The sequence below is a fragment of the Rhizobium sp. BK491 genome (assembly GCF_014194925.1).
Classification (GTDB): Bacteria; Pseudomonadota; Alphaproteobacteria; order Rhizobiales; family Rhizobiaceae; genus Rhizobium.
Genome location: NZ_JACIAR010000010.1, coordinates 83342 through 94431, shown reverse-complemented (window position 1 = coordinate 94431; position 11090 = coordinate 83342). Strand labels below are relative to the sequence as shown.

Annotated in this window: 11 protein-coding genes and 1 tRNA gene; 3 read left to right on the top strand and 9 right to left on the bottom strand. The window is 61.1% G+C overall.

Annotated features, from left to right (window positions below):
- The first annotated feature begins 17 nt into the window (after positions 1-17).
- The 3 genes from FHX05_RS27075 (at position 18) to FHX05_RS27065 (ending at position 1954) form a co-directional block, all read left to right on the top strand.
- A tRNA-Met gene (locus FHX05_RS27075) sits at positions 18-94 on the top strand.
- Positions 95-590: 496 nt separating this feature from the next.
- Positions 591-1487: a sterol desaturase family protein gene (locus FHX05_RS27070; RefSeq protein ID WP_183875718.1), complete on the top strand. Its 897-nt coding sequence runs from the start codon at positions 591-593 to the stop codon at positions 1485-1487.
- An 80-nt stretch (positions 1488-1567) separates the two neighbouring features.
- Positions 1568-1954, top strand: coding sequence for a hypothetical protein (locus FHX05_RS27065; protein WP_112338850.1), 387 nt, complete (start codon positions 1568-1570; stop codon positions 1952-1954).
- 56 nt (positions 1955-2010) lie between these two features.
- Here FHX05_RS27065 and FHX05_RS27060 read toward each other — a convergent pair whose 3' ends face one another.
- From FHX05_RS27060 to FHX05_RS27020, 9 genes are all read right to left on the bottom strand, one after another.
- Positions 2011-2283: a hypothetical protein gene (locus FHX05_RS27060; protein ID WP_183875716.1), complete on the bottom strand. Its 273-nt coding sequence runs from the start codon at positions 2281-2283 to the stop codon at positions 2011-2013.
- A gap of 266 nt (positions 2284-2549) precedes the next feature.
- A complete protein-coding gene (locus FHX05_RS27055; RefSeq protein ID WP_183875714.1) occupies positions 2550-3182 on the bottom strand; it encodes an outer membrane beta-barrel protein in 633 nt (210 codons plus the stop codon).
- Between the two features lie 386 nt (positions 3183-3568).
- Positions 3569-4786, bottom strand: coding sequence for an MFS transporter (locus FHX05_RS27050; protein ID WP_183875712.1), 1218 nt, complete (start codon positions 4784-4786; stop codon positions 3569-3571).
- Positions 4787-4926: 140 nt separating this feature from the next.
- Positions 4927-5991 carry an ABC transporter ATP-binding protein gene (locus FHX05_RS27045; RefSeq protein ID WP_183875710.1) on the bottom strand — a complete coding sequence of 355 codons (1065 nt, stop codon included), beginning with the start codon at positions 5989-5991 and terminating at the stop codon, positions 4927-4929.
- Positions 5991-6917 (bottom strand): PfkB family carbohydrate kinase, encoded by a 927-nt coding sequence (locus FHX05_RS27040; protein ID WP_183875708.1) that lies wholly within the window; start codon positions 6915-6917, stop codon positions 5991-5993. Before FHX05_RS27040 ends, FHX05_RS27045 begins: the two co-directional genes overlap by 1 nt.
- Positions 6918-7940: an SIS domain-containing protein gene (locus tag FHX05_RS27035; RefSeq protein ID WP_183875705.1), complete on the bottom strand. Its 1023-nt coding sequence runs from the start codon at positions 7938-7940 to the stop codon at positions 6918-6920.
- Entirely contained in the window at positions 7937-8782 is an 846-nt protein-coding gene (locus FHX05_RS27030) for a carbohydrate ABC transporter permease (RefSeq protein ID WP_183875703.1), read from the bottom strand. Before FHX05_RS27030 ends, FHX05_RS27035 begins: the two co-directional genes overlap by 4 nt.
- The gene (locus tag FHX05_RS27025) at positions 8782-9666 is read right to left on the bottom strand and encodes a sugar ABC transporter permease (RefSeq protein ID WP_183875701.1); all 885 of its coding nucleotides are present in this window, start codon (positions 9664-9666) and stop codon (positions 8782-8784) included. The genes FHX05_RS27030 and FHX05_RS27025 overlap by 1 nt, the downstream gene beginning before the upstream one ends.
- Before the next feature lie 70 nt (positions 9667-9736).
- On the bottom strand, positions 9737-10975 hold the full coding sequence (locus FHX05_RS27020) for an extracellular solute-binding protein (protein WP_183875699.1): 1239 nt from the start codon (positions 10973-10975) through the stop codon (positions 9737-9739).
- Between the last annotated feature and the right edge of the window lie 115 nt (positions 10976-11090).

The following is an 11090-nucleotide window of genomic DNA, read 5'->3' as shown; positions in this document are numbered from 1 at the left end:
GCGGTTTGCGCTGGTGACGCGGGGTGGAGCAGCCCGGTAGCTCGTCAGGCTCATAACCTGAAGGCCGCAGGTTCAAATCCTGCCCCCGCAACCAATAATCTATCCCCCCTCAGCTCCTAGCCAGGGCAATACTAGCCAAGCCCGCAGCTGCCCTGGCAATCGTCTGTCGAAAAGCTAGCCGCACATTTTCCCGAAATAACGCAATGCTCCCGTAATCTGCTTCGCAGACCATCCGTGCATCAAAGCAATCAAAGGCGGGTGGTTATGCGGTTTTTTCTTCTTTTGGCCTGCATCCTGGCGGTCGGCAGCTCCTGTCTATCGGCCGCCGAACTCGGTTCGGAGCGCAGAAATCGGCACCCTCTCCTCGTTCAATATAGATATGACCCATGTACCGATGGCCGCGTGAGCGACGGGCGTCCGAGGAGTTGCGAGGAGTTGTGGCGCGCCTGGCGGCATGACCGATGGCGCGACTGGCCGGATGAAAAATATAGCCGTACACGACGATCCTTTATCAATCCATGTACCAACGGGCGTTTTAACGACGGCCAGCCCCGATCTTGCCGGGAGCTGCTGGACTGGCTGGATTGGCAATGAAAACGGTCCTCTCGCTGTCGTCCTGGCCTTTGGTGTTCTTCTCTGGCCTGCTTCTCACTCATTTCGCTTTCGAGAGCGAACGGCCAATGTTTGGCTTTGCGCTTGTCTATGCCGGCGAGGTGCTGCTGCTCCTGCTGCTCGAACGCTATATTCCCTATGAGCGGCATTGGCTGCTTCCTGATGGCGAAACGGCTAATAACATCGCCCATACGCTGCTGACCAAGGGGGCGGTGCAACTGTTTGCACTAGTCGGCGCCGTTTTCCCGATGCTGACGGCCACTGTGCTGCAGCCGTTCGCCGGTGCCCGCTTCGATCTGTGGCCGACGGCACCACCCATGCCGTTTCAAGTGGCGATCGCTGTCGTCGTCGCGGAATTCGGCCTCTACTGGGCGCATCGGATCGCCCATGAAAGATTGTTCTTCTGGCGCTTTCACGCGCTGCATCACAGCGTTATCAGGCTATGGGTCGTCAACACAGGCCGCTTCCACATTGCCGATTCGCTGTTCAAGGTAGCCCTCAGCCAGCTGCCGATCTATCTGCTGGGCGCACCGCTCCAGGTTTTCTGGTGGCTTGGTGCGATCACGGCGTTCATGGGCATTCTCACCCACTGCAACGTCGATATGCGAACCGGTATTTTCGATTATATCTTCAGCACGCCGCGACTGCATCGCTGGCATCATTCCAAGGACATGCGCGAGGGCAACACGAACTACGGTGAGAATGTCGTGTTCTTCGATCTGCTGTTTGGCACCTATTTCAATCCCGATCGACCATCTTCGACGGATATTGGCATCCGCGGCGAGGTCGCGAAAAATTTTCTCGGCCAGCTGGCGCAGCCTTTCCGCAAGGAAGGCATCCGCCAGATCCTTGGGCGCCCGACAAAAAGCGGCTGATGCCGCAAAGCGCAATGCTGCCGTAATCCATGAGACGTACCCCTGCCTGCGATCTCTCTCCAGTTGCAAAGGACGTTCTGATGACTGCCATTCGCATGAAGCAGCTCCCCCGTGGAATTGCTGCGCTCATAGTCCTGCTAATCCTGCCGGCCTGTGCCTCGCAGATCATGAAGAGCTATATTGGCGCGCCGATCAGCAGCGTGATGCTGGACTATGGTCCGCCGGATAATGTCTATGATCTAGGCCCGGGCGCGCGTGCCTATCAATGGCGCAAGCAGAAGACGCAGGTGGTGTCAGGCCAATCCAGCGGCGAAATCCGGGATACACGTCGCGGCAAACGTTATGAAGTCACCGAAACGCCAGGTTACGTCGAGCATACGGAATGTTTCTACACCTTCTATACCCGAGGCTCCGGTCCCGATTGGTATGTAACGAGTTTTCGCCAACCTTCGCTTGAATGCGAATAAATCCCTCTAGCGGCCCAGCGGAAGCCGGATGATTCCGCTGCTCGCAAGGGAACAACTCAATCCTGACCTGGTTCGTCAATTTTGCCCCATCGCCAACGCCATGGGGCATCGCTTTTCCACCAGGCAACGAAAATCAGCAATGCCGTCGGGACGATGATCGCTGTGGCGTAGCCGATTGGATGACTATCCGCATTAGGCCCGCCGACGAAGATAAAGGCCATCAGCACCAGCGCATAGATAACAAGCGCCATCCAGCCCTGCCAGCAGCAAGGCCGGCCGGCTCCGTAACCATAGGCTTTGACATGGAACCACGGGGATTGGTATCTCACGCGGTCGGATCCCTTGGCGGATCAGTCATCGCTTCGCTGCACTTCTCCACCAGGATTGTCCGGCAACTTTCGGGCAACCGCAAGACCGCCGATCGTGCGAAACGCGATGGCAGCGAATGGTTCGATTGCGTACGCATGACGCGGCTGGCTTTCATGATCGAAAGCGGCGAAAGCGCTGATTTGGGGTTCGATCAGCCATCCTCCGCCGCTCTCCGTCAGGCCCGCCCTGGCTTGAAAAAAGCGTGCCGACCTCGGCGAACCGGGCATCAGAAGCGATAGTTCAGGCCGGCCTTGATGACGTGATCGCGCAGATCGGTCTTCGACTTGCCGCTCGATGTCGTCGTGGAGACGTCGTTGGTCATGACGTAGTTATATTCGATCTTGGCCGACAGGCCGCCGCCGAAGCCCTGTTCGACGCCGCCGCCGACAAGATAACCCTGCTTCCAGCCGCCAGAGGTGGAAACGCCCTTGCCGCCTTCGAATTTGGTCATCGTCAGACCCGCAGTGCCATAGACCAGCGTGCGGTCGAAGGTCAGGCCGGCCTTGGCCTTGGCGGCGGCGCGGAAGCGTTCTTCCACCTTGCCGTTCGGTACGTGCAGTTCGTTGTTTCCGAGATAGGAGCCTTCCAGTTCTGCGCCGACGATACCTGGCCCCACCTGGAAATTGTAGCCGGCTTGCGCGCCGCCGGTCAGCCCCTTGCCGCTGGCGAAAGGATTGAACTTAGGCGAGGCGATACCGCCATGGGCACCGAAATAGGCGCCGCTCCACTGAAAGGCCGCCGGCCTGTCATAGGCGGAGGCATCCGGGGCCTGGTAGGTGGTGAGATCGGCGGCTGATGCATTGTTTGCGGCCGCCATGGCCAGAGCCGCGAACAGAATCGATTTTACGCTGAGCGACATTGCTAACTCCATACGAAACCCATGCGCCACTCTCGACGCTCGCAAGGTCTCAGTTGCGTTGGAGAACCGAACATCGGTTCCTGCTGCTCTCCGGGACCGACCGCCTTGGGGAGCGGATCGCCTTCAGGAGATGGAGGTCATTTTGCCGGTGAGAATTGCGAGTACATTGCAGGATTGAAAAAATATTCAGAAATTATCTAGTATTTTAAGATAGTTGATCGGATTTCCTTAACTATTTCTTAAAGTCTAGCAGTCGGAGCGTCGTGATGGGTATGCAGGATCTTCGTCCGTTGCCTGATGATGGCGCCTCTGCCAATCTCGATCGTGAAGTTCATTTCTTGACCGATCAGCGTCCTTGCGCGCAGCCTACCTGCCCATCCTTCGTTTTAGTCGACTGCTTGCGGCTCCTCATCACGAGCGGATTCCACCCACGCCGCGCCGACGGCCGCGCCCAGCGACAGCAAGAATGCCAGAAAGATGCAGGCCGTGCGAAACGAGGTCAGACCCATCGCAGCGCCCGTCAGCATGTATTCGACCGGCAGGAATAGCAGAGCGATCGAATAGGAAAGACCCATCACATGGGGTCGGCAGTCGCGTGGCGGCTTCAATTGCAGGATCGCGACGAAGGCGGGTGAAAGCCAGCCGTTCGCCAATCCGGCAACGAGACCGGCCACCATCATCGTCATCGGCGAAATCTCGATCCATAGAATGCCCATCGAAAGCGCTAGGCCGAGCAGAGCCTTGGAAACGATAGCCGTAGGCGCCGGTAAGGCATGGCGCGATGCGAGATGCAGGTTCATCATGATCGTGCCCGTCGCCGATGCTGCAATGAAGAGCCCGAGCCACGCCACCGATTCACCCTGCAGGCGCAAGGCAGCCGGCACGATGAAAATCTGCAGCACCATGAAGAAGCCGAGCGCCGCGCTTGCGCAAAGAGCGAATGGCAAAGACACGGCTGCAGTGCGGAACCGCCTGCCGGCGTGGAGGATATCGCCAAGCTTCGGCGCCGGCCCCAGCCGGAACCGCGGCAGGCTGAAAGACAGCAGCATCATGGCGATGAAATTGCCGATTACGATCCACCATGCCGCATCCTTCGGGCCGATGACGGCAATGATGAAAGCGCTGGCGGCAGAAGCCGTCAACAGCAAGAGGCCATCGATCGTATCGTCGATGGAAACCGCCGCGGCTGATGACAGCCTCGAAAGCCGCGCGATTTCCGGCGTCTTCGCCTCGGTGGCGACAGTCGCCGGACCGTCGAGTATCGACCCTGCGAAGCTGAGAAGGAGGAGGGTGCCCGGATGCAGGAAGTCCGCCATATAGAGGATCGCGATCATCAGCGACGCCAGCATGCCGATCTTCGCGGAGATGAGCGCGGTGTGACGCGTGCCCAGCATCTCCGCCACATAGCCGCCAAAGACCATGCCGATCAGAAGAACCATGCCGTTCACGAAAGCGATCAGCGCCATGCACACGACGCTACGGGTGAGATCGTACATGATCCAGGGATAGAGGACGGCTGCAAAGGCATGGCTGGAATTCAGAGCGATATTGCTCAATTGAAGCCCGACGAAAGGCCATCGCACGCGGCGTTGAAGTTGAAACATGACTCTTTCCTGACGATCGTTTTCATCGTCAGGTTCGGCGCTCCGCCTTGCAGCAACATTACGGAAATAAAATTATTGCAGCGGGGACCACAGCGGCCACCTGCGCACCCGCAGCGATCATGTCTCCAGGGTGCGAAGATCTATTCGCAGCGCTGGCCGGTGGCGCGATCGAAGAGATGCAGCGCGCCTGCCTCGAAGCCGAGCTTGAGGCTCTGCCCTTCGGCAATCACTGTGCGCGGCGGCAGGCAGGCCATCAGCCGCTGCGAGCCCGCCTGCGCTGTCACGATCAGTTCGGGGCCGGTCAATTCCGCGACTTCGCATATGGCTTCGAGCTTGCCGCCCTCATCGAGATGCAGTGTTTCCGGCCGGATGCCGATGACCAGCTCCTGGCCTTGGTTGATCGCCGCTTTCGTCGACGGCATCGGCAGGATGATCGAGGTGCCGTCGATGCGCAGCGAACCCTGGTCGGCGGTCGCGTTCAAAAGGTTCATCGGCGGCGCACCGACGAAGGTCGCGACGTAAAGTGTTGCCGGATGATTGTAGATTTCGTCCGGCGTGCCGAGCTGCTCGATCCGGCCGTCGCGCATCACGGCGATGCGCGTTGCGAGCGTCATTGCCTCGATCTGGTCGTGCGTCACATAGACGACCGTGGTCTTCAGCATCTGGTGCAGGCGCTTCAACTCGGTGCGCATCTCCATGCGCAGCTTGGCGTCGAGGTTGGAGAGCGGCTCATCGAAGAGGAAGACCTCCGGCTTGCGCACCAGCGCCCGGCCGATCGCTACGCGCTGGCGCTGGCCGCCGGAAAGCTGGCTCGGCTTGCGCTCCAGCAGTGCTTCGATCTGCAAGAGCTTCGCCGCCTCGCGTACCGCCTTGTCGCGCTCGGCGGCAGGCACCTTGCGCATTTCCAGGCCGAAGCCGATGTTGCGGCGGACCGAGAGGTTTGGATAGAGCGCGTAGGACTGGAACACCATGGCGATGTCGCGGTCCTTCGGATGCACGCCGAGCACGGAGCGATCGCCGATGCGGATATCTCCGCTCGTCGCCTCGGCAAGCCCGGCGATGATGTTCAGAAGTGTGGACTTGCCGCAGCCCGAAGAGCCGAGCAGCACCAGGAATTCGCCGCTTTCGAGCGAAATATCGATGCCCTTCAGCGTCTCCACTTCGCCGTAGCTCTTGCGGATGTTCTGGATTTCGAGCGCGCTCATTAAACGGCCTCCTCGGATGCTTGGGCCGGGCCGTAGCTGCGCGGCAGTGTGGAAATGGCGCGGGATGCGACCGCGGTCCCCGCCGAAAGGCAGGCCGCAGGCGGCTCGCCGCGGGCAAGGGCGGCCAGAAAGCCGGCATTGAAGACATCACCGGCGCCGATCGTATCGACGACAGTGACGCAGGGCGCCGCGGCCGAAACGAGATTGCCGTCAGCATCGATGGCGATCGCGCCATCCGGACCGCGCTTGACGACGAAGATGGCACCTTGAGGCATCAACGCATGGAGCGCGCGCGCGGCTTCGGCCGGATCGTCCATGCCGGCTAAGGTCGTCGTCTCGACTTCGTTCATGAGCGCCACGCCGCAGCGCGCAAGCCAGTTACGGGTCGCGCTGCAATTCGTATCCGTCCAGCCGTCGAGTGGCCAGCCGGTGTCGAGCGCGACGGTGATCCCATGCTTGTCGGCCCAGTCGAACAGGGCATCATAGTCCCGCGTGAGATCTTCTGTGAGGAAGGCGCCGCACAGAAGCGCATAACCACCGGCAAGCCTGTTGCCGTCGAGAACCGCAAACACGTCATCGATATTGAACCGCGGCAGGTGCCCACGCGTCGTGAAGAAGGTGCGCTCGCCATCGGGATGGGTGATGCCGACCGAGAGCGTCGTGCCCTCCGGACGCACCGGCCATTTGCTGCTGCGCGCCCCGAAGGCTTCGCTGAGCCAGCGTCCGAACTGGTCGCTGCCGACATTGGCGGCAATCTCGTAATCGACGCCGAGGCCTTCCCAGGCAAGCGCGCTATTGCCCGCCTGACCGCCGACTCGCAGCTCGTCATGATCGACGATGATCTCGGTGCCGGCCCTCGGCCAAGGTGCCGCCGGCCCGAGGATCAGGTCGATATTGACGTTGCCGATGACTGCAAGCGGCTTCATTCATTCGCTCCGGGTGATCTTGGTAGAGCGCACCGGCGTGCCGGCATTCTCCACCCGCTCGTTGGCAAAGGCGATCATCAGCGACTGGGCGACGGGCAGCATCTGGAAGATGGCGGCAATACCTGTTTCCGGTTTGAAGCGCAGGGTGACGCAGCCAGACACAGGCTCTTCTTGCGAACCGTCGAAGACGATTACGGGCGCACCCGTCTCGACGGCAGAAACAGCCATAGCCGTCACGAGACCAGCCGTCGCATCATTGCCGCGGAAGAGGACGACGCCGATCGAAGGCCCGAGCATTTCCATCGGCCCGTGACGCAGCTGACCGCCTTCAAGCGAGAAGCAGGGACGGCGGGAAAGCTCGGTGAGACCGAGCGCCAGCGCCTCCGCAACGCCCTGCAGGCGGCGGCCTGAGGTAACCACCGTCGCGACATTGGCGAGAGCCGCGAGAGCCGGCTTAATATCGAGCGTCTCCGGGGCACGAAGCACGGCGAGCGCAGATGCCGGATCCTGACCGAGGGCTGCGAAGATCGCCAGATGCAGCGCGAAGGTGACGGTGAGGCTGCGGGTTGCCGCAAAGGCAAGCTCGGTGCCGCCAACGCCGACGAGGGAGGGAACTGTCTTCGCGAGGAAGGAGCTGCCCTCCAACGTCAGGCCGAACGTGTCGGCAGTACCGCCCGTTTCCTTGAACCAGCGCACGACCTCGGCACTTTCCCCGGATTGCGAGGTCATGAAGACCGTGCGTCCATCCGACGACAATGGCTGGCCGAGCTGCTCGGAGAGCGGCAGTGCGATCGCATCGATGCCGGCGGCGCGATAGAGTGGCTCGACGGCGCGGTTGACGGCATGGGAGCCGCCCATGCCGAGCAGCAAGAGCTTGCCTGTGCGCTTCAGCGAAGCGGCGGCCTTGGCCGCCATATTGGCTGATGCTTCGAAGGAGGCAAGCGCGTCGGCGTGCTGGCGAGCCATTTCGCGGTCGATGGCGGCAAGGCCTTCGGGGCGTGTGTTCTCCTTGGTCATGGTCATCCTTTGACGCCGCCATTGGTAAGGCCCGAGATCAGGGCACGTTGCATGACAAGGCCGATCAACACCGGGGGCAGGGCGGCCAGCACACCGGCAGTCGCGATCAGTCCGTAATCCGAGACACGGCCGCCGGCCAGATCCGCTATGGCGACGGTGAGCGTCTTGGCGCGCTGGTCTGACGTGAAGAGCAGCGCGTAGAAGAATTCATCCCAGGCAAGCAGGAAGGCGAAGAGCGCCGAGGTCGCCATCACGGGCATGGCAAGCGGCAGCGTGATGATCTTCAGCGTCTTGAACAGCCCGGCGCCATCGATCATCGCCGCAGCCTCGATTTCCTTCGGAATGGAATCGAAGCCGGATTTCATCAGCCAGGTCGTGAACGGCGCAAGGATCGTCAGATAGACGAGTGCCAGGCCGAAGACGTTGTTGAGCAGGCCGAGATAGGCAAGCCCCATATAGAGCGGCACGGCGAGTGCCACCGGCGGCAGCATATAGGTGGCGATGACCATAGAGAGCGACCACCCGACGGACGGCGTGCGCGACACGGCCCAGCCGGCGGGGAAGGCGAGCGCAATAGCGGCGATGGTCGCCATGCCGGCGACTTCGATGCTGTTGCGCAGCGACGAGGTGAAGGCGGCGCCTTCGCTGTTTTCCAGCGTCGACAGCAGCACTCTGTAGCGCGAGAAATCCGCCGTCTGCGGCCACCAGCGCAGCGGCTTGGCGGCAAGATCGGCAGCCGGCGAAATGCTCATGATGAAGAGCCAGGCGATCGGCGCCAGGATGACGATGGCGAGTAGGATGGCGCAGATATAGATGAAGCAGGTAAAGAGCGGGCTCTTGCGTTCCATCAGGTGGCACTCCCTGCGGTTTTGCGAACAAGGGCGGCATAGGCGGCGGCCAGCACCGTAACCAGCAGCGTAACGATAAGGGCGAGCGATGCGCCTGACCCCGCTCGCTGGAAGGAGAAGGCTTCCTGGTAGACGAGCATCGACAGCGTGCGCGTGCTGTTTGCCGGGCCGCCGCGGGTCATCACCCAGATGATGTCGAACACCTTGAAAGCCTCGATGGTGCGCAACACCAACGCGACCATCAATGGCCCGACAAGATATGGAAGGATCACGAAGCGGAAGCGCTTGAAGGGGCCGGCGCCGTCGACCAGCGAGGCGGCGGTGATATCGCGCGGCACGGCCTGCAGGGCGGCGAGCGCAATCAGCGCCACCAGCGGGAAATTCTTCCAGCAATCGGCGACTATGAGTGCCGTGAGCGCCGTGCCCGGCTCGCCGAGCCAGGAGCGATAGGCGTCGATGAGGCCGAGTTGGGTGAGTGCCGCGTTCAGCGCGCCATATTCGGGATTGTAGATCAGCCGCCAGAGTGTCGCGTTGACGACGGTTGGCAGCGCCCAGGGCAGGATCATCAGCGCGCGCAGCACGCCCCGGCCCTTGAAGTCCTGGTTCAGCAGCAGGGCGGCCAGCACGCCGAGAACCATTTCGGCGGCGACGGAGATGATTGCGAACCACGCCGTGGTAATCAGGGTGCGCTGGAAATTGGAATTCGCCAGCATCTTTGCATAGTTGTCGATACCAACAAAATTGCCGCCGGTTCCCACAAGCTTCGCATCGGTGAAAGAAAGGCCGACCGTATCGACGAGAGGCCAGCCGATGACGGCGATCATCACCACTAGCAGGGGCAGCATCAAAAGCCAGGCGCGAGTTGTCATCGAGGTGCCGGACATGGCGGGCCCCTTCTTTCATTCTTCATGGAGGTTAGAGGCGGGCGGCGCTTGGCGCCGCCCGATAAGACTATCAGAGACCGCTGTTGGAGGCTGCCGACTTCAGCGCATCTTCCGGAGAAGACTGGCCGAGCAGGGATTCCTGGATCGCCTGCTGAAGTGCTGTCGACAGTTCCTGATACTTCGGCGTCGTCGGACGCGGATACATGGCGGCGAGGCCGACCTTTGCGGCCGCGATCAGTTCTTCCTGGCCCTTGGTCACGGCCGGATCGCTGTAGGACGATGCCCAGATCGGCAGGCTGAGCTTGGCATACTGGTTCTGCGTCGCCTGCGAGGTCATGAAGGTGATGTACTTCCAGGCTTCGTCCGGATGCTTGCTGGCGGACGTGATGCCGAGGCCCATCGAACCGTTGACGGCCGAAGCCTCGCTCTTGCCGGCAACGCCCGGTGCCGGAACGACGCCGACCTTGCCTGCGACCTTGCTGTCCTTCGGGTCGTTCGCCATGTTGTACATGTAGGTCCAGTTCAGCGCGAAGGCGGCATCGCCATTTTCGAAGACCTTGCGGACGTCCTCTTCGAGGAATTCCTTCGAGTTCGGGTTGGTGAGGCCGGATTTGTAGCTGGTGACCATGTATTTCAGGGCATCGAGGCCGCCGCCGGTCTGGAAGTCGGGCTTGCCGTCCTTGATGAAGTCGCCCTTATAGGCGCTGACGAGCGTGGCGTAGTCGCAGATCGCGGCTTCCGCCTGCGACCAGCTCCAGGCGATCGGCGTTGCCAGCAGGCCCTTGTCCTTGATGATCTTGGCCTGTTCGTTCAGTTCGTCCCAGGTCTTCGGCGGCGTCTTGATGCCGGCCTTTTCCAGGATTTCCTTGTTGTAGAACAGATACTTGGTATCGAGGATCCAGGGCATGCCATAATATTTGCCCTCATACTGCACCGTCGTCCATGCGCCCGGCAGCACGCTCTTCTTCGTGTCGTCGGAGATGCGCGAGGAAACGTCGACCAGAACCTTGTTCGTCGCGTATTCGGCCGGCCAGATCACGTCGAAGAGCACGACGTCGTAGCCGCCGCCGGACCCTTGAGCCAGCACGGTCTTATCGTGCAGGCCTTCATAAGGGACGAATTCAAGATTGACCTTGATGTCCGGATTGGCCTTGGAGAAGGCGTCCGTCATGGCGCGCACATCGGCTTCGCTATAGGCGGCCTGCGCCATGAAAAGGGCATTGATCGTGGTTTCGGCAAAAGCGTGCGAGGCGAAGGATACGCCGATCAGCGCTGCGCCGAGCAATGTCTTGTTCAATGATTTCAACATTCCATCCTCCGGTTTTTTGACAGTCACGCGATTTTTCCAATGGCGGCTGAAGCGTCGCCATCGGTTGTCGAGCAGGCAATTGGCCGGGCTGGCCGCCGAGCATCGATCGGCGCGT

What these genes read in the sequence shown, in the direction of transcription:
- FHX05_RS27025 (WP_183875701.1), bottom strand. Translation starts at nt 9,666, where the DNA reads ATGTCCGGCACCTCGATGACAACTCGCGCCTGGCTTTTGATGCTGCCC.
- FHX05_RS27065 (WP_112338850.1), top strand. Translation starts at nt 1,568, where the DNA reads ATGACTGCCATTCGCATGAAGCAGCTCCCCCGTGGAATTGCTGCGCTC.
- FHX05_RS27050 (WP_183875712.1), bottom strand. Translation starts at nt 4,786, where the DNA reads ATGTTTCAACTTCAACGCCGCGTGCGATGGCCTTTCGTCGGGCTTCAA.
- FHX05_RS27040 (WP_183875708.1), bottom strand. Translation starts at nt 6,917, where the DNA reads ATGAAGCCGCTTGCAGTCATCGGCAACGTCAATATCGACCTGATCCTC.
- FHX05_RS27035 (WP_183875705.1), bottom strand. Translation starts at nt 7,940, where the DNA reads ATGACCATGACCAAGGAGAACACACGCCCCGAAGGCCTTGCCGCCATC.
- FHX05_RS27070 (WP_183875718.1), top strand. Translation starts at nt 591, where the DNA reads ATGAAAACGGTCCTCTCGCTGTCGTCCTGGCCTTTGGTGTTCTTCTCT.
- FHX05_RS27045 (WP_183875710.1), bottom strand. Translation starts at nt 5,991, where the DNA reads ATGAGCGCGCTCGAAATCCAGAACATCCGCAAGAGCTACGGCGAAGTG.
- FHX05_RS27020 (WP_183875699.1), bottom strand. Translation starts at nt 10,975, where the DNA reads ATGTTGAAATCATTGAACAAGACATTGCTCGGCGCAGCGCTGATCGGC.
- FHX05_RS27055 (WP_183875714.1), bottom strand. Translation starts at nt 3,182, where the DNA reads ATGTCGCTCAGCGTAAAATCGATTCTGTTCGCGGCTCTGGCCATGGCG.
- FHX05_RS27030 (WP_183875703.1), bottom strand. Translation starts at nt 8,782, where the DNA reads ATGGAACGCAAGAGCCCGCTCTTTACCTGCTTCATCTATATCTGCGCC.